This is a genomic window from Sphingomonas hominis, from assembly GCF_013328205.1.
Classification (GTDB): Bacteria; Pseudomonadota; Alphaproteobacteria; order Sphingomonadales; family Sphingomonadaceae; genus Sphingomonas; species Sphingomonas hominis.
This window is the reverse complement of the sequence record NZ_JABULH010000003.1, coordinates 73,926-100,470: the sequence shown is the minus strand read 5'-3', so window position 1 is coordinate 100,470 and position 26,545 is coordinate 73,926. Positions and strand designations below refer to the sequence as shown.

Here is a 26,545-nt window from a genome sequence, read left to right as displayed (position 1 = left end):
GCCGATGCAGCCGACCGAGTCTCCGCTGCCCGCGGTGGTGCCGCTGGGCGACAATCCCGTGCTTCTCTGGGGCATGACCGCGCACGAGCGGCTGCGCCGCATCGCCGCCGCGCGCAAATTGCCGTTCGCGGATGTGGCGCCAGACAGCAATGACACCAGCGACACCGTCATCCTCTCCAACCTCGCGTTCGTGTTCGACCCCGCCTGGATGGCGTGGCTCCAACCGCGCCCCGGCACCGTGCTGACGCGGCGTGGCGAAATCGTGCTCGCGCACGTCGCCGCCGGTGACCGTGCCGCGTGCGAGCGCGCCATTCTCGACGGCACACCGATCCCGCCGCACCTCGAACAGGTCGCGGCCGAGCGCGACGAGGGCATCTTCAACGAGGCGTTGCGCAAACGCGAGCGTCCCTTTGCCGAAGCATTGGTGCCCGCCGCCGTGCCCACGATCGAGCGCGCCAGCTACGTCGGCGCGTACAAGGGGGTGACCGACCTCCTGACCAAATATCTCTGGCCCGAATGGGCGTTCGCGCTGACCAAGTTGGCGGCGCGCGTCGGCATCTCGCCCAACGGCATCACCGCGATCGGCTCGGTGTTGTGCATCGTCGCCACGATCGCCTTCTGGTACGGCTGGTTCTGGACCGGGCTTCTGACCGGGCTCGTCTTCATGGTGCTCGACACCGTCGACGGAAAGCTCGCGCGCTGCACGATCACCTCGTCCAAGCTCGGCAATGCGTGGGACCACGGCGTCGACCTCGTCCACCCGCCGATCTGGTGGTGGGCCTGGGCCGCGGGCTGCGCGCCCTACGGTCGCCCGCTGTCGGACGAGACCTTCTGGGCGGTGATGGCGGCGATGCTGTTCGGCTATGTCGTACAGCGACTGATCGAGGGCGCATTCATCGTCCGCTTCGGCATGCACATTCACGTGTGGGAACGCTTCGACAGCCGCTTCCGGTTGGTCACCGCCCGGCGTAACCCCAACATGGTGATCCTGTTCGCCGCTTTGCTCGTGATGCGGCCCGATTGGGGGATCGTCGCCGTCGCAGTATGGACGATGCTGTCGCTCGTCGTCCACGGCGTGCGGCTGGTGCAGGCGATCTGGCGCGCGCGCGCTGGCGAGCGGTTGACGAGCTGGCTCGCCTGAGCGCTCGGGTTGCGAGCCGCGTGCTGGCGCCCATATCGCATTGATGACACGACGTTTCTTCTACATCGCCGCGACAGTTGCGTTGCTGGGCGGGTCAGCCTTCGCGCCTGAGGCCGCAGCCGCGCAATCCTGCGCCGGTACGCCGGGCGCGGGCAAGGTGCGACTGTCGGTCACCGCAACCGAGATCCGCAGCGCGCGCGGCGACATGGTGTTCACGCTCTACCCCGACGACTCGCGCCGCTTCCTCGCCAAAGGCGGCAAGCTCGCTCGCGTCCGCACCCAGGCGCAGGCACCCGCCACCTCGGCGTGCTTCTGGGTGACGCCCGGCTCCTACGCGGTCGCGACCTATCACGACGAGAACGGCGACCATGATTTCAACCGCACGTTGTTCTCGATAAAAGAAGGTTTCGGCTTCTCCAACGACGCGCCCACCACGCTTGGCCTGCCCAGCCTGTCGCGCGTCCGTTTCCCGGTTGGCGCGAGCGGCAGCGCGATCCGCGTACGTACGCGCTATTCGCGTTGATTGACCTGGTTGCGGGAAGAGGCAGACGTACCGCGCAGACTTAAAAGCGATTCGCGTGACGATCGGGACACAATTTCGCCGGATCGGGCGTACAAGAACAATGTTACAATCCCGTGTGGAGCGGCGACCGAGTGACTTCCTTTTTCAAGACTGCCGCGCTCGCGCGCACCAACGGGGCGGCGCTGGTACATCCGCCGCTCCCCTTCGCGCGCGCGGATGAAGGCGCGCAGGTCGTTCGCTTTCCCATAGCTCCGCGCCGCGGCCTCGATGCGGCGCGAGTCGGCGTCATCAGCAATCCGCGCAGTCGCCGCAATCAGCAGGGCAACCCCGTGCATCGCTGCGCCGGTGCCACACCCGGCATGCTGGTGACCGAGCCGACGACCAAGGAAGCACTGACCGAGGCACTGGCCGACTTCGCCGCGCGCGGGGTCGAACTGGTCGTGGTCGACGGCGGCGACGGCACGGTGCGTGACGTGCTGAGCGCCGCGCCCGCCGCTTTCGGCGCTGCGATGCCGCCGATCGCGGTAATCCCGTCGGGCAAGACGAACGCGCTGGCGCTCGATCTCGGCATCCCCTGGGACTGGTCGGCGAGCGATGCGCAGGCGGCACTCGCCGCGGGACGGTTGGAGACACGTCAGCCGGTCGAGATCACGGGCGAGAACGGCACCACCTTGCGCGGCTTCCTGTTCGGCGCCAGCGCGTTCGTGCGCGCAACCGATCTGGCGCAGCGCACGCACGACATCGGCGCGTTCGGCGGCGTCGCGGTCGGCCTGTCCGTGCTGGGCGCGGTGTTGCAGACGATGTTCGCCGGTGCCGGCAATGCGTGGCGCGCCGGCGAGCGCGTGCGCATCACCGACATGGCCGATGCGACCACGCGCGAGCACGACCTTTACCTGCTGCTCGGCTCGACGCTGCGCCGCCTGCCGATCGGATTGAAGCCGCTCGGCCGGCCGGGCGAGGGCTTGAACATCCTGGCGGTCGAGGCACCACCGCGGCTGTTGCCGCTGGCGGTGCCCGCGATTTTGGCGGGGCGCGAAGGCGGCTGGCTAGCACGCGCCGGCTACCACCATCGCCACGATGCGCCACACAGCCGCCTAACGCTGCCTGGCGGGTTCGTGCTCGACGGCGAGAGCTACGCCGGCGGCGTCTACGAAGTGCGCGCGGGCGAGCCGATCACCTTCGTCACGCCGTGACGCTCAGCGCGTTCGTCGCGGCCGAACTCGATCGTGCGGTGCTACCCGTCATCGCTGACGCCGCACGTTCGATCGCGGCGTCGCTGAACGGCGAAGCAGTGCTGTTCTACGGCTCGGTGCTGCGCACTGCCGACCTGGACGGCGTGCTCGATTTCTACGTACTGCGCCCCCCCGGCACGGCGCGCGGGGCAAGCCGTCGCATCTGGCCCGACGTCAGCTATCACGAGGTGTCGGTGGCGGGCCGCATGATCCGCGCCAAGGTTGCGACGATGGACCTCGACGCGTTCGAGCGCGCGGCCGCCGGTCGTTCGCGCGACACCACGATCTGGGCACGCTTCGTTCAGCCGGTCGCACTGATCTGGGTCGCCGACCCCGCGACACGCGACCGCATCGTCGACGCGGTCGCCGCCGCTGCCACCACTGCCGCGCGCTTCGCCGCGCTGCACGGGCCGGCGCGGGGATCGGCCGGCGATTATTGGCGCAACCTGTTCCGCGCCACTTACGCGACCGAGCTGCGCGTCGAGGCGCCGGGGCGCGAGGACCAGATCCTGTCCTACGAGCGTGCGCGCTACGACGCGCTGCTGCCGCTCGCCTGGGACGCGGGCGCGGTTGCGTTCGCGCGCGACGGTGACGCGTTGGCCCCTGCCCTCACCCCTTCGCAGCGACGCACCCTTGCCAGCGACTGGTCGCGCGCGCGCCGCTGGGGCAAGCGGCTCAATGCCATCCGCCTGGTCAAGGCTGCCTTCACCTTCGACGGCGCGACCCGCTATGCGCTGTGGAAGATCGAGCGCCACACCGGCCTGTCGGTACCGCTGACCCCGTTCCGCGAGCGTCATCCCCTGCTCGCCGCGCCGGGCGTGCTGTGGCGCTTGTGGCAGCATCAGGCGGCGCGCTGATGCCGAGCCAGCCCGCCGCGCTGATCCTCGCCGGCTCGCGCGGCGGCGACGACCCGGTCGCAACCTATGCCGGAGTATCGGACAAGGCGTTGATCGTGCTCGGCGACGCCACCATGCTCGCGCGCGTCATCGGTGCGGTACGTGACGCCGGCATCGCGCGGATCGGCGTGTCGGCGAACAGCGCGGCCGTCCGCGCGGAAGCGACACGCTTTGGTGCGGAAGCACTCGCCGCCGAAGCGGGACCGAGCGCCAGCACCGCCGCTGCGCTTGAGGCGCTCGGCACGCCACTGCTCGTCACCACCGGCGACCACGCGCTGCTACGAGCCGATTGGATCCGCGACTTCATCGTGCGCGTGCCTGCGACCGCCGATGTCGCGGTGCTGCTCGCACGGCGCGACGCGATCGAGGCCGCGGCGCCGGGATCGAAGCGCACCTACCTGCGCTTCGCCGACGGCGACTGGTCGGGGTGCAACCTGTTCTATCTCGCCACCCCGCGCGCCGCACAGGTGATCGCCTTGTGGCAAGAGGTAGAGCGCGACCGCAAACGGCCGTGGCGGATCGTCCGCCGGCTGGGGCCGGGGCTGCTGCTGCGCTACCTGCTCGGCCGATTGCCGCTATCCGAGGCGATCGCGCATCTGGGCCGGCGTGCGGGCGTCGAAGCGGTGGCGATCGCCGCGCGCAATGGGCTCGCTGCAGTCGACGTCGACAAACCCGCCGACCTCGACTTCGTGCGCTTGCACCTGGATCAGGCGCGCGCCGCCACCCGCACGTAACGCCATACCATCACGCCCAGCAGCAGCGCGCCGACCAGCGACGCGCCGAACACGCCGATGCTTGCCCCCGCCGCGCCGATCCGCGGCAGCAGCACCAGCATCAGTGCGAACTGCGCCACCACCCCGATCGCACGCGCCGTCATCGCCGAGGCCGAACGATCGCCCGCCAGCAACACCGGCTCGAACCCCACCACCGCCAGGTCGATCGACCCCGCCGCCGCCAGCCACAACAGCAATGGATAGGCATCGGCATAGGCGGCACTGCCGCCGACTGCGACCAGCACCGGTTTGCCGACCAACGCGACCAGCAGCAGGATGACCAGCGCCGCGCCCGCACTCGCGCCGAACATCCGCCGCAGCGCGCGGCCCAGTTCCTGCGGCGCGACGTCGCGCAAGGTACGCACCACCTCGGGAAAGGCCGCGCGCGAGATCAATTGCGACAACTTGGTCAACGCCTGCGCCAGTTGCAGCGCGAGCCGGAACGCACCCGCCGCCGCCGGACCGCCGAACGCGCCGACGAACATCAGCGGCAATTGCTTGGTCGCGAGGCCCAGGCTCGACACCGCGTTGCTGCTGACCACGAAACGCATCAGCCCAGGGTTCTCCGCGATCAAGCGATGCCGCTCGGTACGCACGCGCCGGATCAACGTCAGGTCGCCACTACGCGCCAGCATGATCCAATAAACCGCGGCAGTCGCCAGTTCGGCCGCGGTCCACGCCCACAGAAACGCGTGCAGCGTCGGCGAGAAGAATGCGGCAGCCACCGCGCCGACGAAGCGCACCGCCGGGGTGACGCTGTCCGCCGCCGCCGCCTCGCGAAAACGATCGGTCAACCGCAGCACGCCCAATGCCGTCGAGCGGACGGTCAGCAGTTGCGCGGCGGTGAAGATCGCGGTGTCGCGCAGCAGCGACGGGCGTATCCCCAATCGATCGCTCCACACGAACAGGATCCCCGCCGCGAGCCCGAGGCCAAGGATCGCGCTGGCGGCATCCAGCAACATGCACGCGCGGTACAATCGCCCCAGCGCCGCCTCGTCGCCGCGCGCCCTGTGATCGATCCCGAAGCGGACGACCACCTGCCACGTCTGAAACCCGACCAGCAGCGCCAACCCCTGCGCCGCGCCGGTGACGAGCGCGAAGCGCCCGAAATCGGCGATGCCGAGCGTGCGGGTGGCGATGCCCAGGTACAGTAACGACAATATCGCGAGCACGCCGCGGCTGGCGAGCAGCCAGCCGAGATTGGCGAGCACGGCGCGCCATCCGCTGGGGCGCGACGCGTCGGGTGGTGACCGGTCCGTCATGCCGCCCGCCTAGATAGCCGACGCGCGAGCGGCAAGACCGTGACATCGCGCGCACGCATCCGTACAGCGCGCGGCGCCGCACGGTCGCGGCGTCGTTCAACCGGAGTTTTCACCCATCTGCGGGATCGCCGGCCTCTACGCGCCCGGGCAAGCGCCCGTCGACCGCGCCACCTTGTACCGGCAGTGCGGCACGATCCGGCACCGCGGCCCTGACAGTGACGGCGTGCTGACGGACGGCGACTTCGGGTTCGGAATGCGCCGCCTCAGCATCATCGACATGGCCGGCAGCGACCAGCCGATCGTCAGCGAGGACGGCGCCCACGCGATCGTCTTCAACGGCGAGATCTACAATTATCGCGGCTTGCGCGACGAGCTACGCGCCCTGGGCCACCGCTTCCACACCGCCGGCGACACCGAAGTAATCTTGGCGGCCTGGCGCGAGTGGGGCGAGGCGGCGTGGGCGCGGCTCGACGGCATGTTCGGGGTCGCGATCTGGGACGCGCGCGCGCGCCGGCTGACGCTGGCGCGCGACGCGATCGGCATCAAGCCGCTCTATTATACGTGGCAGGATGGCCGGCTCGCTTTCGGGTCGGAGCTCAAGACGATCCTGGCGGTGCCGGGATTACGGTTCGATCCCGACGAGCGCGCGGTGCACGATTACTTCAGCTTCGGGCACGTGCGCGGGCCCCGCTCGATCTACGCGCAAGTGGCGATGCTGCCGCCGGGCCACCTGCTCGAACTCGACCCCGACGCGGAGCCGCGAACGCGCGCCTTCTGGACCGCGCGCTACACGCCCGCGGCACCGCGATCGGCGGAGGAATGGACCGCGCAGTTCCGCGACACATGGCAGGATACGGTGCGCAGCCAGATGCTCGCCGCCGACACCGACGTCGGCGCCTTCCTGTCAGGCGGGGTTGATTCGTCGGCGGTGGTGGCGGCAATGGCGCGCGTGTCGGATCGCCCGATCAAGACCTTCACCATCGGTTTCGCCGAGCGCGCTTATGACGAATCGCCCTATGCGGAGGCAGTCGCCCGGCATCTCGGCTGCGACCACCGCACGCATTACATCGACCCGAAGCGTGCCTGGACGATCCTGCCGCAGATCCAGCAGGCATATGACGAACCGTTCGCCGATCCATCGGCGATCCCGACCTGGTACGTCAGCGAGGCGGCGGCGCAAGAGGTCAAGGTCGTCTTGTCGGGTGACGGCGGCGACGAATTGTTCTTCGGCTACAAACGCCATCTCACCGAGCAGAAGCTGGGCCGGCTGCCCGGCGCCATGCGCCGGGCGCTGCGTGGTTTCGCCGACTTGCCGCCGCTGCCGTGGGGACCGGGCAACCGGCGCCTGCAACGCTGGCAGAAGACCGCGCGCAGCGCCGGGTTGCCCGACGGCGGCACGCGTTTCTTTGCCAAAACGCAGATCACCTCGCCCGAACTGCGCCGCCGGCTGTTCGCGGGCACGCGGCTCGAGGGGCGCGACGGCGATGGCGCGCTGCTCGCGCTGGCGGCGGAACATGCGCCCGACATGCGCGCGATCTCCGCTTCGGACCTCGAACAATTCGCGATGCTCGACCTCCAGCTCAACCTGCCGGGCGCGATGCTGACCAAGGTCGACCGCGCCAGCATGGCACACTCGCTCGAGGTACGCGTGCCGATGCTGTCGCGAGAGGTGGTCGCGCTCGCTCTGTCAATGCCCGAGGACGTCAAGCTGCGCGGCGGCGTCGGCAAATATCCGGTTCGCGCGGCGATCGCACCGTGGCTGCCGCCAGGCATCCTGGATCGCCGCAAGCAAGGCTTCCAGCTCCCGCTCGCCGAATGGTTCCGCGATGATTTCGGCAGCTACGCGCGCGAGTTATGGACAGGCACCGGCGTCGCCACTTCGGGCTTTCTCAACGCGCGCGCGGTGGACGCCTTGTTCGACGAGCATCGCAGCGGTCGGCGCGATCACAGCCGTCCGTTATACGCGCTCGCCTTGTTCTGCTTGTGGTGGCAAGCGCGTCCTTAACGCGGGCGCGCAGGCGGTCCGGCAAGCCGTGACCTTGTGGAAACTTCGTTCGGCTGTTCTCTGACTACACGATCAGTGGCGACTCGGCATTCAACGATGCGGACTGCGAGGGAGTATCGACGATCGATCCTCAGCGGCTCGTTGCTCAATCTCCGCAACACATTCGGGTGGCGATGTTGCAGGTGATTGCAACCTGGACATCGCACCGACTGACACATAGGTCGTGCAGCACGCATCGACTGAACAGGAGCGGTTGTCCGTTCGAGCCACGTCTACTTACGAGTCGGCGGCAATCGATGGTTCGATCGGATACATGCCGCTGTTGACGGCTTAGGGGCGAGCTGGTGACGCCCGCTGATCGCTACTCTCGATACGAGGTTGCACGTGCCCCCACCGCCGAGTGGCGCGCGTAGCATCCGGATGGCTCGGCAACTGATCCGTCGAGCACGACAGGGCTCCCCGCGGATGTCTGCTGATCGCGACCCCGGCGGCACTGCCATGCCATGCCGGCGGCCTGCGCCATTACCGAAATGACTGACCCGGATCAGTCAGAGCTGATCCGGTTCGAGCGTCGATTAACGGCTCGCGTCACAGCCGCGCGCGGAACATCGGCTCACCAGCCCATGCTCCCCGGCACCCCCTTGAACGGACCTGCCAGATCGGCGGTGATCCAGCCGCCATAGAACCCGCCGGGTTGCGGCCGCACTTGTTCCCGGTCGATTGTGCAACGATCGAGCCGCTCGGCGTAAAAAGCGACGTGATCGCGCAACGATGCGAAGCCGGCGGTCGGATCGGGATAGCTCCACCCCACGTCGCGCAACAGCCCGCCGTCGACGGCCAGGTGCCAGTAAACCGCCACACCCTTCCACTCGCAGAAGGATTGCCGGTCGGATCGGCGCAGCAGCCCGGGCGCGATATCGGCCGGCGGCACGTACCAGGTCGGCGGGTGGCTGGTTTCCAGCGTGCGGATCGCGCGCCTGGTGTCGGCGACAGCGACGCCATGATGCTCGATCCGGACGTGCCGCGTGCTCGGCTCGGCGATCGGCGGCCGGGGATAGCGCCAGACGCTCTCCTGCCCCGGTCCGACGGGATCGGGCCGCGGCCTCACGCGCGTGCCTCATGCCGTGCCATCCAGCGCTGCAATCGTGGGCGGACGCGCAGGAACGTGCCGTAGAGCCGCTCCAGCACCGCCGACACCTGCCGGTTGCGCGCCACCAGGCCCAGCGGACGTAGCGCCGGGATCGCGCGCCACATCGCCGCGAACGCCGCCGCACCCGACAGCAACGGCCCGCCCTCCTCCTGCGCGTGGAAGCGCGCCAGCATCGCGGCGCGATCGAGCGGGCAGGTCCCGTCACCGGCGGCATCGACGAACCTGATGGCGCCGCGCCTGTCTAGCCGTCGCATCAGCGCGATCTCGCGTTGACATAGCGGACAGTCGCCATCGTGCCACACGGTTACCCGGTGCGGGGCATCGCTCCGACGTCGTTCTCGCCCATCCATGCGGCGGTCTCCCAATTGACTTCCTCACACCGAACGATCGAGCACGGGAAAGTCGCCCCGCATGCCGATCACCGTCGATCGGGCATCGAGGTGGCACGTTCCCCGCCGCTGGCCGTTGGGTGCCGGTACCATCAACAGGAACCGCCATGACCAATCCGCGCACCAGCCAGCCGACCAGCTTTCCGGGCGAACCGCAGCAGCCGCGTCCCGGCCTTACGACGATGATGCGCATCAAGCCCGATCACGGCGAGGAAAGCTATGTCGGCAAGGGGCTGCTGCGCGACAAGGTTGCGCTCATCACCGGCGGCGATTCGGGCATCGGCCGCGCCGTCGCGATCGCCTACGCGCGCGAGGGCGCCGACGTCGCCATCTCCTACCTCGCCGACGAGCAGGCCGACGCGGAGGAAACGCGTAACTGGGTCGAGCGCGCGGGTCGCCGCTGCCTGCTGCTGCCGGGCGACATCCGCGACCGCGATCACTGCGCCGCGCTGGTGGAGCGAACGGTGGCGGATCTCGGCCGGATCGACGTGCTGGTCAACAATGCCGCGGCGCAAACGATGAACGAAGGGTTGGAGACGATCGACGACGACGAGATGCAAGCCGCATTCTCCGCCAACATCTTCGCCATGATCCGCCTCGCCAAAGCCGCCGTCCCGCACATGGCGCCGGGGTCGGCGATCGTGAACACGACCAGCGAGCAGGCCAAGGTCGCGAACAAGAGCATGATCGTCTATGCCGCGACTAAGGGCGCGATCTCCAGCCTGACGGTCGGACTTTCCAACCTGCTGGCGGAACAAGGTATCCGCGTCAACGCGGTCGCGCCGGGGCCGGTGTGGACGCCGATCCAGCCGATCGCCAAGTCCTCGGACGAGCTGGAAACGCTGGGTCAGGACACGCCGATCGGGCGCGCGGGGCAACCGGCCGAGCTGGCCCCGGCTTTCGTGCTGCTCGCGTCGGGCGAGGGCAGCTACATGTCGGGTGCGATCGTCGCGGTGACCGGCGGCGTGCCGATCGGTTGACGAAGCGGCCGCTGCCAGATGCGCGGGCATGGAACACAGGTCGTGGACGAAGCGTCCGAGCGGGATGGATGAAGCCGACGAACTGAACCTGCCCGCGCGCGCATTCGACAAGCAGGACGACGGGTCAGATCTCGCCTTCTACGCGCCCGCGCGGCTGGTCACGCACATCGATGCCGGTGCGATCGCGGCGCTCACCGATCATTACGCCTCGCTGCTCACGCCCGGTGACCGCATCCTCGACCTGATGTCGAGTTGGGTCAGCCACCTGCCCGACGACCTCGACCTCGACGTCGTCGGGCATGGCATGAACGCGGAGGAACTCGCCGCCAATCCCCGTCTTGGCCGTTGGTTCGTGCAAGATCTCAATCGCGATCCCACGCTACCCGAACGCGACGCGGCGTTCGACGCCGTTTTGATCTGCGTCGGCGTGCAATATCTGCAACGCCCGCTCGCAGTGCTGCGCGAGGTGCGCCGCGTGCTTGAGCCCGGTGGCTTGGTCGTGGCCAGCTATTCCAACCGCTGTTTCCCCACTAAGGCGGTGGCGGTGTGGCGTGCGCTCGACATGGAGGGTCAGGCCGCGCTGATCCGGCATTATCTTGATAGAGCGGGCTTTCACGACATCGAGGCGACGCTGCTGGCGGATGGTCAAACGGGCGATCCGTTGATCGCCGTCGTCGCGCGAGCCTGACGGACGGCGATCGTTCCTGCCTCATACCTTGAGCGCTTGCCGCCACGGCGCCATCGTCCTAGCGCTCGATCATCAAAAGGTAAGGACAAGATGGTGCACAAGGGCATGATGACGGTCGCGGCACTGCTGCTCTCGACAGCCGCCTTCGGGCAAGCGACGACGCCCGCACCGTCACCAGCCGCGGCCATCGTTGCCGACGCCAGTGCACCCAAGGGCCGCCTGCCCGACGCGGCGGTGCCCAAGGCATATCGGCTCGACTTCACCATCCTGCCCGAGGCCGAACGGTTCAGCGGCCACGGCGAGATCGACGTGACGCTGAAGCGCGCAACGACGCGGCTGTACCTGCACGGCCGCGATCTATCCGTATCGAAGGTCGTCGCGCGCGTCGGCGGCGCGGTCGTGCCCGCCACCTTCACCCAGGTCGACGCGACCGGCACCGCCCGGCTCGACTTCGCCCGCGCGGTGCCCGCAGGCGCGGCGACTTTGGTGTTCGACTATACCGGGCGCTTCGGCAACGACGCCGCCGGGCTGTACCACGTCAAGGTGGCGGATCGCTGGTACAGCTGGACCCAGTTCGAGAGCATCGACGCACGCGCCGCCTTCCCGTCGTTCGACGAAACCGGCTTCAAGCAGCCGTTCACGATCACCGTCACCACCCATCCCGGCATGACTGTGGTGAGCAACAGCCCAGAGACCGGCGTCACCAAGGTGGCGGGTGGCATGGAGAAGCATGGCTTCGCGCCTACCAAGCCGTTGCCGACCTATCTGGTCGCGATCGACACCGGACCGTTCGTGCGCCAGGCCGGCACGATCGCGCCGACGCCCGAACGCAGCTGGGCGATGCCGTACGGCGGGGTGGCGACGGTGCCGCAGGGGGACAAGTTGGCGTATGTGATGGCGGAAACGCCGCGCATCGTCGGTCTGCTCGAACGCTATTTCGGCGAAGCCTTTCCCTTCCCCAAGCTCGACCAGATCGGATCGCCGATCATGCCCGGCGCGATGGAGAATGCGGGTGCCGACACCTACGGCGACGGCATCATCTTTCTCGACCGCAACGCGACCACCAGCGACAAGAAAGAGTTCGGCATGGTGGTCAGCCACGAGCTGGCGCACCAATGGTTCGGCGACCTAGTCTCGCCCGAATGGTGGAGCGACCTGTGGCTGAACGAGAGTTTCGCCAATTGGATGGGCTATCGTATTGCCAATGAATGGCGGCCCGAACTCGGCATCGGCGTCGGCGCGCTGGCCGAAGGGTTCGCGGCGATGAACACCGATGCGCTCGAGGTCGGACGCCCGATCCACCAGCCGATCACCGAGAACAGCCAGATCGACGGCGCGTTCGACAACATCACCTACGGCAAGGGCGGGCAGGTCGTCGCCATGATCGCGGCCTATTTGGGTGACGACAAGTTCAAGGAGGGCGTCCGCCTCCACCTGCGTCGCCACGCTTATGGCAACGCGACCTCGGAGCAGTTCTTTCAGTCGATCGCCGACGCGGCGCACGACCCGAAGGTGCTGGCATCGCTGACCAGCTTCGTCGACCAGCAGGGCGTTCCCGTGGTCGACGTGCGACGCGCCGGTGGCAAGCTTACCGCGACGCAGGCGCGCTACGCCTTTATCGGCTCTACCCCTGCGCCGCTCACCTGGACGATCCCCTTCTGCGTGCGCGTCGACGCGACCAAGCAGTGCAGCCTGCTCGACAAGAAGACGACGACGCTGTCGGCTCCGGCCGGGCGCGTGGTGATGCCCAACGTCGGCGGCACCGGCTATTACCGCTTCGATCTCGCACCCGCCGACTGGCAGGCGCTGATCGCCGCCTCCGCGACGCTGCCCGCGGGCGAGGCGGTCGCCACCACCGACAGCCTGTGGGCGTCGTTCCGCGCCGGGCGTGCGCCCGCGTCGTGGTTGGTCGCGCAGGCGCGTGCCATGGCCGGCAATTCCGATCCCGCCGCCAGCGTCGATCCCGGCGTGCGGATCGCGGGGCTGCGCGCGCGCGGGCTCATCGCGCCTTCGTCGTTGCCGGCCTATCGTTCGCTGATGGCGTCGATCTACACGCCGCAATTGACCAAATTGGGCTTCGATCCGTCGGTCGGCGCATACCGCAGCGAGGACCCACGCCGGCAGGAGTTACGCCACCGCCTGGTCGCACTCGTCGCGGACGAGGCCAACGACAGCGCTACGCGCGCCACGCTGAAGGCCGCGGCGACGCGTTACCTGAGCGGTGACGCGAACGCGCTCGATCCCGGCTTCCTGTTCAGCGCGCTAACGGTGCTCGCGCAGGACGGCGGGCTGCCGGTGGCGAAGATGCTGGTCGAACGTGGCCTGTCGAGCGAGGATGCGACGCTGCGCTCGAGCGCGCTCACCGCCGCCGGGTCGAGCGGGCGTGCCGATGTCGCGCGTTACCTGTTGGCACTCGACGATCCGCGCATGCGCAGTTCCGACCGCCTCCGGCTGATCTTCGGCGTCGTCGGCACGGTGGAGACGCGCGATCTGGGTACCGAATGGGTGCTCGCGAACTACGAGCGACTGATCGCGGGCGCCAATGGCGTGTTCATCACCACGCGACTGCCGTCCGCCTTTGCCTCGCAATGCGGTGCCGACCGCGCCGCGAGCATCGACGCCAAGGTCGGCCCGACGATCCGGGCGGCGAACGTCGGCCTGCTCGCCTACCAACGCACGCTGGAGACGATCCGGCTGTGCGGCGCGCTCAGGGATGCGAAGGCGGGCGAGATCGCGGCGGCGGTCTCGTCGGCGGGCCGGTAACACGCCCGCCCGCCTTTCGCGTCCGACACGCGGGCTCTTGCGGTCGTTGGTTGCTAATCGGCGGAGGTACACGACGCACTGCGTGGGTCGTGCAGCGGCAGGTGACGATGCGCCACCTGTGCGCCTCGCTTCCACGATGACGCGATGAGCGATGGAGGCGCACCGCGTGAGTGGACGTCTAGAGCGTTGTCCGGTCTGCTTGGTGCACGTTGCTTTGTCACCCCGAACCTGATCCGGGGTCCTGCTTTCTGGGAAAGGCAGCAAAAGGCAGCGGGATCCCGGATCAAGTCCGGGATGACGGTGAGCAAAATCGGGCGGAAGCCGCTTTATTTCGTCGGCAGCGCGATCTCGAACAGCGTCGGCCACAGCTTGCCCGTCACGAACAGCCGGCGCTTGGCCCGGTCCCAGGCGATACCGTTGGCGACCGCCTCCGGGTCGGTCGCGGCCACTTCGGCGACGAGCGGGCGCAGGTCGATGATGGCCGTGACGCCCCCGCTTGCGGGATCGATCCGCAGCAGGAAGGGGGTGTGCCAGACGTTGGCGAGCAATTGCCCGTCGACCCATTCGAGCTCGTTGAGCTGCGTCACCGCACGACCGCGCAACGTGACGGTCAGGCGGCGCTGCTCGGCGAGCGTCACGGGATCGTGGAACGTGAGCGTCGCCGAGCCATCGGAGCGGATCAGCGAACGCCCGTTGCTGGTCAACCCCCAGCCCTCGCCAATGTAGCGTGCAGTGCCGAGCGCCTTGAGCGTGCGCGCCGACCACAGGTGCGCGACCCCGTCATGCCACGTCAGGCTGACCAGCCGGTCCTTGTAGGCGGCTAGCCCTTCACCGAACTGCGCGGGCGGGATCATGCCGCGCTGCGTTACCTTGCCGCTGGCGAGATCGACGCGGCGGACGTCGGAGCGCCCTTCCAATCCGACGCTCTCGTACATCGCGCCGTCGTGCCAGACGAGCCCCTCGGTAAAGGCCTGCGCGTCGTGCGGGTAGCGGGCAACGACACGCGCGGCGAGCAGCGGCGGCTCGGCTGGAGCCAGCGATGCGGGTGCTGCCGGAGCCGCGGTCGCCTGCGCGGGTGTGTCACGGTCGGGCGCACGCAACGTCAGCGCGGCACCGGTTGCGGCAAGCGCGACCGTGGGAACGACCAACCAACGCAATGTCATGCCGCGCACTCCTCTGGGCCATGTAGATTTGGCGCCTGGTATCTGCCCATGCCGTTGGCGTTCACGCTTTGCCGGCGCATGAACGAGAACGGCCCGCCCGGCATGACGCCGGACGGGCCGTTGCTCAACCGATCATTTCAGGCGATCAGCTGCCCGAAGCGAGGTTCACCGCTGCGTACTTGCCGCGACGATCGACCTCGATCTCGAAGCTGAGACGGTCGCCCTCGTTGAGCGTCGGCATGCCGGCACGCTCGACGGCCGAGATGTGCACGAACGCGTCGGGCTGGCCGTCGTCGCGCTGAATGAAGCCGAAGCCCTTCATCGCGTTGAAGAACTTGACCGTGCCGGTCGCCTTCTCACCGGTCAGCGAGCGCTGCGGAGCGCCACCGGCGCCGCCGCGCGGGCCACCCGGTGCGCCACCGAAGCCGCCGTCGCGCGGGGGTGCGCGGTCGGTGACGGGCATCGGCTCGCCGTCGATCTTGAGGTCGGTCGCCGAGATGCGGCCGCCGCGGTCGACCAGGGTGAAGCCGAGCGGCTGACCCTCTGCCAGACCCGAGAGGCCGGCCTGCTCGACCGCCGAGATGTGCACGAACACGTCCTCGCCGCCGTCATCACGGACGACGAAGCCGAAGCCCTTCTGCGCGTTGAAGAACTTGACCACGCCGGTGCCCTCGCCGACGACCTGCGGGGGCATGCCGCGGCCACCGCCGCCGCCGCCACCACCGAAGCCGCCACCGCCGCCGCGGAAGCCACCACCGCCGCCGCCGCCGAAGCCACCGCCGCCGAAGCCGCCACGGTTGCCGCCGCCGAAGCCGCCGCTACCACCGCCAAAGCCGCCGCCGCCGAAGCCGCCGCGGTCGCTGTCAAAACCGCCGCCGCCGAAGCCGCCGCCGAAATCACCGCCACCGCCACCGAAATCGTCGCGCTTGTCGCGTCCACGCCCACCGCGTGCACCGCGGCCGCCCTTGTCGTAACCCATAACCCTGTTCAACTTCCCGGTCCGCCCGTCGCATCCATTGCGAAACCCACGTGCAGGACGGCGAACGTGGCTCTCGGGGCGCGATCGAACAAGCGCCTTGCCCCTCGCATAACCTATCGCGAGACGCTCTGCGAATCGTTTTACGCGTGACGTGGCATCAGGAAGGCGGTTTCTGCTAAATCTATCGCAATCTAAGCACAATGTATCGCAGACGAACGACAATCACCGATCCGTCGATGGCGCGCCGCGCCAGTTCAGGCGCCGAAAGTTCCCGGACGGTAGAGCAAGGTAATCGCGACGCGACGGTTGCGCGGATCGCCCGGCGCCTGCGCGATCATCGGTTCGCGATCCGCGACACCCTCGATCCGGTTGAAGCGGCTTTCAGGGATACCGCCCAGCGCCAGACGCCGCCTGGTCGCCTCGGCCCGGCCCGACGACAGCATCCAGTTGTTCATTGCGCGCGGGTCGCCGTAGGGCAGGCTGTCGGTGTGGCCGCGGATCATGATAGGGTTGCCGGTCGCGGCGATCGCGCGCGCCACCGTGCCGATCAGCTCGGACGCGCGCGGGTCGAGCGCGGTGGTGCCGAGCGCGAACATCGAATAATCGGCGTCGTCGACCAGATCGATCCGCATGCCATCCGGCGTCATGGTGAAGCGGATATGCTTGGCGAGTTTCGCGATGTCCGCCTTGCTCGCCATCTGCTTCATCACCTCGCGTTTCAGCTTGGCGAAGTTCTTCCGGTCCTCCGCCATCGTCTGACGCGGGCTGCTGCGGATCGAGCCCTTGGGGCCGAAGCCTTTTTGCTCGCCGCCAGACGAGCGCGTAATCGTCGTGATCGCCTGCATACTAGACTGGCCCGCTTGCGGTCCGAGCTTGTTCTGCGACATGATCGATTCTCCGCCGAATGGCCCCATGCCGCCTATCCCAAGCGCTTTGTTGTCGATCAGCGTCGGGGCGAAATAATCGGCGATGCCCTTGCGCTGCTTCTCGGTCGTCGCGCCGAGCAGCCACAGCAGCAGGAAGAACGCCATCATCGCGGTGACGAAATCGGCGTAGGCGACCTTCCACGCGCCGCCGTGATGGCCGCCGTGACCCTCGATGTAGATCTTCTTGACGATGATCTTGGGCGGCACGTTCGCGCCGTGGGGTGCGCGCGCCACCTTACTTGCCGCGCAGGCCGTCGAACACTTCGGCGAAGCCGGGTTGGTTCTTGTGCTGGATGCCCGAACGCGCCGCCTCGATCACCAGCGGCTGCGGGTGGCCGTGAAGCGAGGCGATGATGATCTGCTTGACCACGTGATAGATTGCGGCGTCGGCGTCGATAATCTGCTTCAACCGGCCCGCGAGCGGCGAGACGATGCCGTAGGCGAGCAGCACGCCCATGAACGTGCCGACCAGCGCCGAGCCGATCATCCCGCCCAGCACCGAGGGCGGCTTGTCGATCGATCCCATCGTCTTCACGATGCCCAGCACGGCGGCGACGATGCCGAGCGCGGGCAGCGCGTCGGCGAGGCTGGACAAGGTGGTATGCGGCCCCTCCACCTCGTGGTGGTGCGTCTTGATCGCATTGTCCATCACCTCCTCGACCGCGTGGACGTCGAGCGTGCCCGACGAGACGACGACGAGCCGCAGCGTGTCGGCGATCAGGTTGACCAGCGTGTGGTCCTTTAGCAGCCGCGGATATTCGGCGAACACCGCGGAGGAGGACGGATCCTCGACGTGCGGCTCGAGCGCGATCGGGCCTTCCATCCGCAGCATCTTCATCAGCTTCGAGACGAGGAAGATGACGTCGAGATAATCCTGCTTTTTGTACTTCGGGCCCTTGAACACCTTGGCGAGCCCGCCGCCCATCGCCTTCAATTCCTTGCCGGAATTGCCGATGATGAGCGCGCCGGCGGCAGCACCGCCGATGATGAGCATCTCGTGCGGGATCGCCTCCATGACGGGGCCGAGCGCGCCGCCGGTGATTGCGAAACCACCGAACACCATGACGAGGAGGACAACGAGGCCGATACCGGCGAACATGCGCGATTCCCTGGGCTATTCGCCTGCATGGTTAACCGGGCGGTGGTAGCGAAGTGGTTAAGCGCGCGCGATTTCGCGCCAGTGCGCGGACGCGATCAGCGAATATAATCGAACAGCGACAGCGAGGAGAGCTTGGAGAAGCTCGCCTGCGTCGCCGACAGGATCGTCATCGTCTTCTGCAATTCGGTGATCGCGGTGGTGACGTCGACGTCCTCCATCTCGGAACGCGCCGCCTCGCGGTCGGTCGACACCTGCGTAAAATAGGCTGCCTGCAAATCGACGCGGACCGCGCGTGCGCCGACCGAGGCCTGCGCCTGCGTGTTCTGCGCGGCGATTGCCGACAGGTCGGCGGTGTCGTCTTTGGAGGGCGTGCCACCGGCCTCCAGCGTCGCGACCATCGCGGTCAGCACTTCGCCCAGGTCGCGCCCGGCCTTGCCGTCCGCGCCCTTGAGCTTGAGCACGTCGCTGGCGGCGACGCTCGGCTGGACGCTCTGCCCGTCGCCGATCGGGATCGCGGTGGGCTGCCCCGCGGCGAAGGCGAGCGCGCCGGATGCGAGCTGCGTCACCGCCGGCGTTTCCGCCTGCCCCGCTGACAGCACCTCCGAGCCGCCGAACAACGGTGCGCCGCGCGCGTCCTTGGCGTTGGCGAGGCCGACGATGCTGGAGAGCACGTCCTTCAACTGCGTCGCGATCGCTTTCTTCGCATCGGCGGACAGCGTGCCGTTGCCGGCCTGCACCGCGAGCTCGTTCGCTTTCTGCAACTGGTCGCCGATCGAGCCGAGCGTCGAATCGGCCTGCGCGAGCACGCTCTGCGCGATCTTCACGTTGGCGCCGAACGCGGCATCGTTGGCACCCGCGGTGCGCAGACCTTGCAAGCGCTGATAGGCGACCGAGTCGTCGGAGGGTGCCTGAAGCCTCTTGCCGGTCGATACCTGTGTCTGGAGCACCTCGGCACGCTGGGTCAGCGCGTTCATCGCCGACGCGGAGCGGCCGTAGAAGCCGCCGGCGGAGAGGCTTACCGACATCAGCGGATCTCCATCAGCGATTGGAACACGTCCTTGGCGATCGAGATGACGCGGCTCGACGCCTGATACGCCTGTTGGAAACGGAGCAGTTGCACCGCCTCGTCGTCCAAGTTGACCGCGCTGGCGGCGTCGCGCGCGGCGGTGGTGCCGTTCAGGATTGCGCTCTGCGCGTCGCCGACGACCTTGCGGCTGGCGATCGCCGCGGCGTTGCCGGCGACGAGGCCGGTGATGCCGCGCTCGAACCCGCCGCTGGCGCGTGTCGCTTGCAGGGCTGCCAGATTGCTGCCGTCGCGCGTGCCACCACCGACCGAGGCCGCGGCGATCTTCGCCGGGTCGGTCAGCGCGACCGAGAGCTTGGTCGGATCGGCCTTGTCATAGGCGAAGAACGCGGCACCGGCATTGTTGGACAGGTCGCGCCCGCTGGCCTGAACCGCGTTGACGCTGTCGGCGAAGTCGCGCGCGGTGTCGGCGACGAGCCCGCGCGTGTCGACAATCCGCTGCGCCGCGTCGGCGATGCCGGCGAGCGAGCCGCCGCTCGGCTGGAAGGTCGCGGCGTCCTTGCCGCGCGTGAGCGTAAAGGTGACGTTGCCCTGCGCGCTGCGCGCGTAGGAGATGGTGCCGGCACTGCCGCCCGACACTAACGTCGGACCGGTGTCGCCGCCGAGCTTCACGGTCGCGCGGCCCGCGGCGTCGAACGACGCGGTCACGTCGGACAGCCCGCTCATCTGTTCGAGGATCAGGTCGCGCTGGTCGGCGAGGCTCGCCGCGCCCGCACTGCCCGCACTCGCCTTGCCGAGCCCGTCGTTGACCTTGGCGAGCGACTGCGCGAGCGTCGACAAGGTCGCCGCGTCGCTGTCGGCGGTCTGGTCGAGATCGGCCATGACCTGGGTCAATGCGCTGCCGGTCGCGGCGAAGCCGGCGGCGACGCTGCCGGCATTCTCCAGCATCACGCTGCGCTGCGCGCCCGACGCCGGGTCGGCGGCGAGCGCGGTGGCCGAGGTGTAGAAACTGGTGAGCCGGCCCGACACGTCGGCGCCGGTCAGCGCGGTCTGGATGCGGTCGAGCCAGACCGAGCCCGCCTGAGTGCGCGACAGATCGGCGCCGGCGCTGCGCACCGCGGCGGACTTGATCGCGTCACCCGCGCGCTGCGTGCCCGTAACGGTCACGCCGTAGCCGTTGATCCCCTTGATGCCGGCGCTCGACACTTCGGCCATCGCCGCGGTGCGACGCGAGTAACCCGCGACGCCCGAATTGGCGATGTTCTCCGACGTCGTCGTCAGCGCACCCTGAAACGCGCGAACGCCGCTGGCACCGATGGAGAGCAGATCACTCATTCGGGCAGCGTGCCACCGCCCCCGTTAAGATTCGGTTGCGCGCGCCCGAGGAACTCGGTCATCGCCTTGCCGATGCCGAGTGGCGTGTGCTCCGCCATCGCCTGCACCGTTTTCTGGTCCTGCATGTCGCGGAAGGTGTCGAGCGCCTTGCTGTCGAACAACGGGTCGGCGAGTTTCGCCTGACGCATCGATTTCAGCATCATGCCGGTGAACACCGATTCGAACTGCTGCCCCGCCTTGGCCAGGTTCTCCTTCGTGTTCGCGCGCGCGAACGTGCCGGTTGCAGTGGTCGGCGTGAGCGACGCGGTCGCGCCCGCGATGTTGGGGGTGTCGGTCACAGGACGATCAACTCCGCCTTGAGCGCACCGGCTTCCTTCAACGCTTCCAGGATCGCGACGAGGTCGGCCGGGCTCGCGCCGATCGCGTTCACCGCCTTCACCACGTCGGCGAGCTTCGGGCCGGGGTTGAGCAGGAACATCGGCTTGCGCTCTTCCTCGACCGCGACGCCCGACTTGCGCTCCAGCGCGGTCTGGCCCTGGCTGAACGGCGCGGGCTGGCTGATCCGCTGGTTCTCGTCGATGCGGACGGTCAGCTTGCCGTGGGTGACGGCCGCCGCACCGACGCGCACCGCGGAGTTGATGACCACGGTGCCGGTGCGCGCATTCACGATCACCTTCGCGGGCGGCTCGGCGCTGGTCACGTCGAGGTTCTCGATCTGACTCATCAGCCCGGCGCGAATATCGGCGCCGACGGGTGCGCGCACCGCGACCGAGACAGCGTCCACCGCCTGCGCGGTGCCGAAGCCCAGCCGCCGGTTGATCGCCGCGGCGACGTTCTGCGCGGTGGTGAAATCGGCACGGGCGAGATTGTAGGTGATGAACGGCGTGTCGGCGAACCCGGTCGCGACCGCGCGCTCCACCGTTGCCCCTTCGGGGATGCGCCCGGTCGAGGGCACGTTGACGACGATCTGCGATCCGTCCTTGCCCTCTGCGCCCAGCCCGCCGACCGCGAGATTGCCCTGCGCCATGGCGTAGATTTGCCCGTCGGCCCCCAGCAGCGGTGCGAGCACCAGGCTGCCGCCGCGCAACGACTTGGCCTTGCCCATCGAGGCGACGGTGATGTCGATCCGTTGCCCCGGCTTGGCAAAGGCGGGCAGATCGGCGGTGATCATCACCACCGCGGCGTTCTTCAGCCCCGGATTGACGCCGGCGGGCAGTTGCAGCCCGAAACGCGACGCGACCGCCTTTACCGATTGCACGGTATATTCGAGATTGTCGTCGCCGGTGCCGGGCAGCCCGACGACGATGCCATAGCCGGTCAGCTGGTTCGAGCGGATGCCCTGAAACCCGCCCAGGTCCTTGATGCGGTCGGCCTGCGCGGGTGCTGCGAGCGCGGCCAACGTCAGCGCGGCCGCGAGCAGGTGGCGAGCGAGCGAACGGACGAGAGTGAGTGTTGTCATGATGGGCGAACCTAGACGGGTCATGGTTACCAGCGCGTCAATGCGAGCGGATCAGAAGGGCGAGATCACGCCGAAGAAGCGCGACAGCCAGCCCTGGCGGCTCGCGCGTGCGACGTCGCCCTTGCCGGTATAGGCGATCTGCGCATCGGCGACGCGGGTGGAGAGCACGCGGTTGTTGATGTCGACGTCCGCCATGCGGACCAAGCCCTTGATCTGGACGAACTCGTCGCCGCGGTTGAGCGTGACGCGCTTCTGCCCCTGCACCAGCATCGTGCCATTGGGGAACACCTGCGCCACCGTCACCGACACTTCGCCCGACAGCGAATTGGCCTGATCGGCGCTGCCCTGACCGTTAAAGTTGCGGTTGCCGCTCGCGCGGATCGAATTGGGGTCGATGAAGGACAGCGGCCCGGTGGCGGGCGGAGTCAGTCCGCCGCTGCCGTTCGAATCGAGCTTCGACGACGCGGTCTTCGACGCGGCGGTGCGCTCCACCAGCACGATGGTCAGCGGATCGCCGACGCGGCGCGCGCGCCAGCCTTCGGTCAGCGCGCCGTAGCCGTCCGCCACGTGGAAGATCGCACCATCGGCGGGCGCGGTCGCAACCGGCACGATCGGCGCGCGCACCGCGGTGAAATCCTCCGGCGGCTTCTTCGCGCCGAACAGCTTCGCGTCGGCCGCGGACGGCACGACGGCGGCGGCGACGAGCGCGGCGGCGGTCGCACCGAGCGCGAGTTCGATCCAGTGGGCGGAAACGGATTGTGGCATGCGGCTGGCCATCAGATGTTCTGGTTCACGTACTTGAGCATCTCGTCGGTGGCCGAGATCATCTTGGAATTGACCTCGTACGCGCGCTGCGTCTCGATCATATCGACCAGCTCCTCGACCACGTTGACGTTCGAGGCTTCCAGCGCGCCCTGGCGCACCTTGCCGCGCCCGTCCTCACCCGCGATGCCGAGGTTGGCGGCGCCCGACGAGGCGGTTTCGCGCAGGTAATTGTCGCCGGTGCTCTGCAGACCCGCCGCGTTGGGGAAGCTCGCGACCTGGATCTGCCCCAGGTTCTGCGCCTCGGTCTGCCCCGGCACGGTCGCCGATACGGTGCCGTCGAGCCCGATCGTCACCTGCGTCGCGTTGGGCGGGATGGTGATGCCGGGCATCACCTGATAGCCTTCGCTGGTGATCAACTGGCCCTCAGGGCTGCGCGAGAAATTGCCCGCGCGCGTGTAGCCCAGCTCACCGCCCGGCAACTGAACCTGAAAGTAGCCGTCGCCGTCGAGCATCATGTCGAGCGAATTGCCCGTCTGCTGCGTCGCGCCCTGCGTATCCATCCGCGCGGTGCCCTGTACGCGCACGCCGGTGCCGAGGTTGAGCCCGGTCGCATACTTGCTCTCCGCGCTCGACGCCGCACCCGCCGCGGTCACGACCTGGTACGACAAGGTCTCGAACGCCGCGCGGTCGCGCTTGTACCCCGTCGTGTTCACGTTCGCGAGGTTGTTCGAGATGACGCGCATCCGCATGTCCTGGGCGTCGAGCCCGGTGCGCGCGATGTGCATGGCGGCGGTGGTCATGGGCGGGTTCCTGTTCGTTCGATTCTAGCGTGGGGCAGGTGGATCAGCGAGCCGGAGCTAACTGGGGAGCCGCATCAGCGACGCGCTCGATTCGTCCATCGACTTGACTTCTTTCAGCAGGTTGGCCTGCACTTCGTAGCTGCGCTGGTTCTCGATCATGTCGACCAGCGCTTTCGTCATGTCGACGTTCGACCCTTCGAGCGCGCCCGAGGCGAGCTTCGCGTCGAGGTTCTCGGGCAGATTGCCGCCGCCCTTGACGTGGAGGAGGTTGTCGAGCCCCTTCACCGTGGTCGACCCCTTGTCGGAAACGAGCTTGATCTTGTCGATGATCGTGGTCTCGGTCGCGGCGGCGCCGAGCGGGACGATCGAGATCGAGCCGTCGCCCGCGATCGACAGCGACTGGTAGGGCGGGATCGTGATCGGACCCGATTGCCCCATCACCAGATAGCCGTCGCCGGTCTGCAGCGTGCCCGACTGCGTGACCGACAGGTCGCCGCGGCGCGTGTACGCCTCGGAACCGTCCGCCGCCTGCACCGCCAGCCAGCTGTCGTTGCCGGTCAATGCGACGTCGAGGTTGCGCCCGGTCTGCTGGATCGTGCCGGGCGTGCGATCGGCGTCGGTCACCTCCTCCGCGGTCGGCTGGCGTGCCGATAGCGCGGAGGTGCCGTCCGACAGCGTAATGCGGTCGAACACGACGCGGTCGGCGCGAAAGCCGGTGGTGGACGCGTTCGCCATGTTGTTGGCGATCGCCGCCTGCGCCGCCATCTGCGCGCGCAGGCCGGTCGCCGCGGTATAGACGAGCTTGTCCACCTATCCTGCTCCCTGTGCCGGCTCGATTATGCGCGGATGTTGAAGATGGTCTGCGAGATCTGGCTCGCAGTATCGAGCGCCTTCGAGTTCGCCTGGAAGTTGCGCTGCGCCGCGATCAAATTGACCAGCTCCTCGGTGATGTCGACGTTCGATCCCTCGATCGTTCCCGACATCAGCTTGCCGAAGCCGTTCTCGTTCGACGTGCCCATCGTCGCCTGTCCCGACAGGCCGGTGGTGGTCCAGTAATTGCCGCCGTTCTGCTTCAAACCGGTCGGGTTGACGAAGTTCGCCAGCGCGACCTTGCCGAGCTTCACGGAATCACCGTTCGAGTAGCTGGCGGTGATGATGCCCGATTCGTCGACCGCGACGCCCGAGAATTCACCCTTGGCGCGGCCGTCCTGGCTGCGCGACACAACCGCGAACGGCTGCTTGGCGGCGGTGCTGCCGGTCAGGTCGAGCGAGATCGTCTGCTGCGCCGCCCCTGCGGTACCGGCCGGCGTCGTGGACAATGCGAATGCACCGATCGGCGCGGTCATGTTGCCGTCGCCGTCGAACGTCACCTTGGTGCCGTTGCCGTTGTTAAGCGGCGCGCCCGCGGCGTAGCTGTACATCGTCCACGATGTCGCACCCGACGGATCGTTCGGCGCATCCTTGACGAAATAATTGGTCAGCGTGGTCGTATTGCCCGCCGCATCGATGATCGAGCTGCTGGTCGCGGTGTTGTAGGTCGACGCGTCGGCGGCGTTGAAATTGCCCGCGATCTGCGTCGCGGCGGCGTTCAGCTTCATCTGCAGCGTCACCGAACCGGTCGCGACCGCTTCGCCGCTGTTCAGCGGGATGCGCACGTCGCCGACCGCGCTGTTGGCGGGCACGGTACCATCGGTTTCGACCGCATACGCCTGCAACCGGCTGCCCTGCGAGTCGGTGATGAAACGGTTGGGATCGACCGAGAACGAACCGTTACGCGTATAGGCCTGGGTTCCGACCGCATTGGGCATGCGCACCGCGAAGAAACCGTCGCCCGCCACCGTCAGGTCGAGCGAATTGCCCGTCGTCAGCAGGCTGCCCTCGCTGAACTGCTGGCGGTTCTGCTGCAGCACCGCGCCTGAGCCGACCATGCGACGCGGATCGGAGGTGAAGTTCGACGCCATCACGTCGGCGAACTCGCTGCGCGACTTCTTGAAACCGTTGGTCGAGACGTTGGCGAGGTTGTGGCTGATCGTCGAGAGATCGGTCTGTGCCGCCTGGAGGCCGGAAAGCGAGGTGTAAAAGGACATGGAAGTAGCTCCGAGGAAAGGGGAAAGGGCTCAGCCGATCTGGCGAACGGCGCTGACGGGGATTTTACCCAGGCCCGGTGCGGTCAGCACGGTCTGCCCGGTGGCGGTGGAGACGGACTGGACGGGTGCCCAGACGAGGTTGGTCGCGGACACCGCCTGCCCCTCGTTCGACGCCGCCACGCTGACGGTGAAGGGACCCGCGCCCGCGTCCTCGCCGGCGTCGGTGCGGCCGTTCCAGTCGTAGGAGACGGTGCCGCCGGTCTGTGCGCCCAGCGACAGGTTCTTCAGCACCATGCCGTTCGCGTCGGTGATCGTGACGCCGACATCGCTCGCCGCCCCGCCCAGCTCGATCGCGCCCGCGACCCCGCCCGAGGTGCGTGCATAGGCGGTGGTGCCCGGCGTCAGCACGGTCTTGCCGATATAGCTGACTGCGTCAGCGGTGGTGGTTGCACCCAGCTTGTCGCTGATCGCCTGCAGCGTCGTCGACATCTGCGTGATGCCGGCGAGCGAGGAGAATTGCGCCATCTGCGCGACCATCTGCGTGTTGTCGACGGGGTTGAAGGGATCCTGGTTCTTCATCTGCGCGGTCATCAGCTTCAGGAAGTCGCCCTGATCGAGCGTCGTCTTGGTGCCCTTGAGCGCGGTGTTCGCGCTCGTGGCCGCGTTGCTAGCCGTCGTGCTCGTGATGGTCGTCATGCTCAGCGGCCCAGCTTGAGGGTGTCGATGATGAGCGACTTGGCGGTCTGCATCACCTCGACGTTGTTCTGGTAGGTGCGCGCCGATTCCATCATGTCGACCAGCTCGCGCGTTTCATCCACCGCGGCCTCGAACACGTTGCCGTCGCGGTCCGCCATCGGATTAGCGGGGTCGTAGCGCTTGGTCGGGGTCTCGCCCGCGGTGACGATGCGCTCGACATCGACGGTCGATAGCCCGGAGGCGGCGTCATAGCTGGTGCGGAAGACGGGCTTGATCGTCTTGTACGCGGCGTCTGCGGAACTCGCAATGCCGCCCGCGTTGGCGAGGTTCGACGCGCTGGTGTTCATGCGCGTCAGCTGCGCGGACATCGCGCGGCCGGCGGTCTGGAAGATGGTGACGGGCGTGCTCAT

At 68.0% G+C, this 26,545-nt stretch carries 26 protein-coding genes; 9 read left to right on the top strand and 17 right to left on the bottom strand.

The annotated features are described in order from the left end of the window. The first annotated feature begins 4 nt into the window (after positions 1–4). From HRV97_RS08835 to HRV97_RS08815, 5 genes are all read left to right on the top strand, one after another. Positions 5–1,141 carry a CDP-alcohol phosphatidyltransferase family protein gene (locus tag HRV97_RS08835; protein WP_174193905.1) on the top strand — a complete coding sequence of 379 codons (1,137 nt, stop codon included), beginning with the start codon at positions 5–7 and terminating at the stop codon, positions 1,139–1,141. A 43-nt stretch (positions 1,142–1,184) separates the two neighbouring features. After that, positions 1,185–1,664 (top strand): DUF2141 domain-containing protein, encoded by a 480-nt coding sequence (locus HRV97_RS08830; RefSeq protein ID WP_174193904.1) that lies wholly within the window; start codon positions 1,185–1,187, stop codon positions 1,662–1,664. A gap of 131 nt (positions 1,665–1,795) precedes the next feature. Then, positions 1,796–2,857, top strand: a complete 1,062-nt coding sequence (locus HRV97_RS08825) for a diacylglycerol/lipid kinase family protein (protein WP_223176720.1) — start codon at positions 1,796–1,798, stop codon at positions 2,855–2,857. Beyond that, positions 2,854–3,753 carry a hypothetical protein gene (locus HRV97_RS08820; RefSeq protein ID WP_174193903.1) on the top strand — a complete coding sequence of 300 codons (900 nt, stop codon included), beginning with the start codon at positions 2,854–2,856 and terminating at the stop codon, positions 3,751–3,753. Before HRV97_RS08825 ends, HRV97_RS08820 begins: the two co-directional genes overlap by 4 nt. Next, complete coding sequence (locus tag HRV97_RS08815; RefSeq protein ID WP_174193902.1) at positions 3,753–4,526, top strand: nucleotidyltransferase family protein; 774 nt, start codon at positions 3,753–3,755, stop codon at positions 4,524–4,526. The genes HRV97_RS08820 and HRV97_RS08815 overlap by 1 nt, the downstream gene beginning before the upstream one ends. Here HRV97_RS08815 and HRV97_RS08810 read toward each other — a convergent pair. Next, positions 4,499–5,827, bottom strand: a complete 1,329-nt coding sequence (locus HRV97_RS08810) for a lipopolysaccharide biosynthesis protein (protein ID WP_174193901.1) — start codon at positions 5,825–5,827, stop codon at positions 4,499–4,501. The two genes, HRV97_RS08815 and HRV97_RS08810, sit on opposite strands and share 28 nt — an antisense overlap. A 115-nt stretch (positions 5,828–5,942) precedes the next feature. Here HRV97_RS08810 and asnB point away from each other — a divergent pair, with 115 nt between their 5' ends. Beyond that, positions 5,943–7,832, top strand: coding sequence for an asparagine synthase (glutamine-hydrolyzing) (gene asnB, locus HRV97_RS08805; RefSeq protein WP_343044484.1), 1,890 nt, complete (start codon positions 5,943–5,945; stop codon positions 7,830–7,832). 613 nt (positions 7,833–8,445) lie between these two features. On the opposite strand, the gene HRV97_RS08800 is transcribed toward asnB, so the two are convergent. Then, positions 8,446–8,940: a DUF427 domain-containing protein gene (locus HRV97_RS08800; RefSeq protein ID WP_174193900.1), complete on the bottom strand. Its 495-nt coding sequence runs from the start codon at positions 8,938–8,940 to the stop codon at positions 8,446–8,448. Then, positions 8,937–9,332, bottom strand: coding sequence for a thiol-disulfide oxidoreductase DCC family protein (locus tag HRV97_RS08795; RefSeq protein WP_174193899.1), 396 nt, complete (start codon positions 9,330–9,332; stop codon positions 8,937–8,939). The genes HRV97_RS08800 and HRV97_RS08795 overlap by 4 nt, the downstream gene beginning before the upstream one ends. A 146-nt stretch (positions 9,333–9,478) precedes the next feature. On the opposite strand from HRV97_RS08795, the gene HRV97_RS08790 reads away from it, so the two are divergent. The 3 genes from HRV97_RS08790 (at position 9,479) to HRV97_RS08780 (ending at position 13,802) form a co-directional block, all read left to right on the top strand. Next, complete coding sequence (locus HRV97_RS08790) at positions 9,479–10,351, top strand: SDR family oxidoreductase (protein WP_174193898.1); 873 nt, start codon at positions 9,479–9,481, stop codon at positions 10,349–10,351. Positions 10,352–10,379: 28 nt separating this feature from the next. Further along, positions 10,380–11,039, top strand: a complete 660-nt coding sequence (locus tag HRV97_RS08785; protein ID WP_246248629.1) for a class I SAM-dependent methyltransferase — start codon at positions 10,380–10,382, stop codon at positions 11,037–11,039. A gap of 90 nt (positions 11,040–11,129) precedes the next feature. Next, positions 11,130–13,802 carry a M1 family metallopeptidase gene (locus HRV97_RS08780; protein ID WP_246248628.1) on the top strand — a complete coding sequence of 891 codons (2,673 nt, stop codon included), beginning with the start codon at positions 11,130–11,132 and terminating at the stop codon, positions 13,800–13,802. A 326-nt stretch (positions 13,803–14,128) separates the two neighbouring features. Here the strand turns inward: HRV97_RS08780 and HRV97_RS08775 are convergent, their stop codons facing one another. The 14 genes from HRV97_RS08775 to flgC all read right to left on the bottom strand — a co-directional run bounded on the left by HRV97_RS08775 (position 14,129) and on the right by flgC (position 26,545). Continuing rightward, positions 14,129–14,965 carry a glutaminyl-peptide cyclotransferase gene (locus HRV97_RS08775; RefSeq protein ID WP_174193897.1) on the bottom strand — a complete coding sequence of 279 codons (837 nt, stop codon included), beginning with the start codon at positions 14,963–14,965 and terminating at the stop codon, positions 14,129–14,131. A 145-nt stretch (positions 14,966–15,110) separates the two neighbouring features. Then, positions 15,111–15,944, bottom strand: a complete 834-nt coding sequence (locus HRV97_RS17655) for a cold-shock protein (RefSeq protein WP_174193896.1) — start codon at positions 15,942–15,944, stop codon at positions 15,111–15,113. 254 nt (positions 15,945–16,198) lie between these two features. Then, positions 16,199–17,104, bottom strand: a complete 906-nt coding sequence (locus tag HRV97_RS08765; protein ID WP_174193895.1) for a flagellar motor protein MotB — start codon at positions 17,102–17,104, stop codon at positions 16,199–16,201. Position 17,105: 1 nt separating this feature from the next. Next, a complete protein-coding gene (gene motA / locus HRV97_RS08760; RefSeq protein WP_174193894.1) occupies positions 17,106–17,969 on the bottom strand; it encodes a flagellar motor stator protein MotA in 864 nt (287 codons plus the stop codon). A 95-nt stretch (positions 17,970–18,064) separates the two neighbouring features. After that, the gene (locus HRV97_RS08755) at positions 18,065–18,994 is read right to left on the bottom strand and encodes a flagellin N-terminal helical domain-containing protein (RefSeq protein ID WP_174193893.1); all 930 of its coding nucleotides are present in this window, start codon (positions 18,992–18,994) and stop codon (positions 18,065–18,067) included. Further along, positions 18,994–20,328, bottom strand: a complete 1,335-nt coding sequence (gene flgK, locus HRV97_RS08750; protein ID WP_174193892.1) for a flagellar hook-associated protein FlgK — start codon at positions 20,326–20,328, stop codon at positions 18,994–18,996. Before flgK ends, HRV97_RS08755 begins: the two co-directional genes overlap by 1 nt. Next, the gene (locus HRV97_RS17780) at positions 20,325–20,666 is read right to left on the bottom strand and encodes a rod-binding protein (RefSeq protein WP_174193891.1); all 342 of its coding nucleotides are present in this window, start codon (positions 20,664–20,666) and stop codon (positions 20,325–20,327) included. Before HRV97_RS17780 ends, flgK begins: the two co-directional genes overlap by 4 nt. Next, positions 20,663–21,787, bottom strand: coding sequence for a flagellar basal body P-ring protein FlgI (locus HRV97_RS08740; RefSeq protein ID WP_174193890.1), 1,125 nt, complete (start codon positions 21,785–21,787; stop codon positions 20,663–20,665). The genes HRV97_RS17780 and HRV97_RS08740 overlap by 4 nt, the downstream gene beginning before the upstream one ends. 51 nt (positions 21,788–21,838) lie before the next feature. Beyond that, a complete protein-coding gene (locus HRV97_RS08735; protein WP_174193889.1) occupies positions 21,839–22,552 on the bottom strand; it encodes a flagellar basal body L-ring protein FlgH in 714 nt (237 codons plus the stop codon). A gap of 11 nt (positions 22,553–22,563) precedes the next feature. Next, on the bottom strand, positions 22,564–23,352 hold the full coding sequence (flgG, locus tag HRV97_RS08730; RefSeq protein WP_174193888.1) for a flagellar basal-body rod protein FlgG: 789 nt from the start codon (positions 23,350–23,352) through the stop codon (positions 22,564–22,566). 57 nt (positions 23,353–23,409) lie between these two features. After that, positions 23,410–24,162, bottom strand: a complete 753-nt coding sequence (locus HRV97_RS08725) for a flagellar basal body rod protein FlgF (RefSeq protein WP_174193887.1) — start codon at positions 24,160–24,162, stop codon at positions 23,410–23,412. A gap of 26 nt (positions 24,163–24,188) precedes the next feature. Beyond that, positions 24,189–25,439, bottom strand: coding sequence for a flagellar hook protein FlgE (locus HRV97_RS08720; protein WP_174193886.1), 1,251 nt, complete (start codon positions 25,437–25,439; stop codon positions 24,189–24,191). Positions 25,440–25,469: 30 nt separating this feature from the next. Next, positions 25,470–26,135, bottom strand: a complete 666-nt coding sequence (locus HRV97_RS08715; RefSeq protein WP_174193885.1) for a flagellar hook assembly protein FlgD — start codon at positions 26,133–26,135, stop codon at positions 25,470–25,472. Positions 26,136–26,137: 2 nt separating this feature from the next. Beyond that, positions 26,138–26,545, bottom strand: a complete 408-nt coding sequence (gene flgC, locus HRV97_RS08710) for a flagellar basal body rod protein FlgC (RefSeq protein WP_174193884.1) — start codon at positions 26,543–26,545, stop codon at positions 26,138–26,140.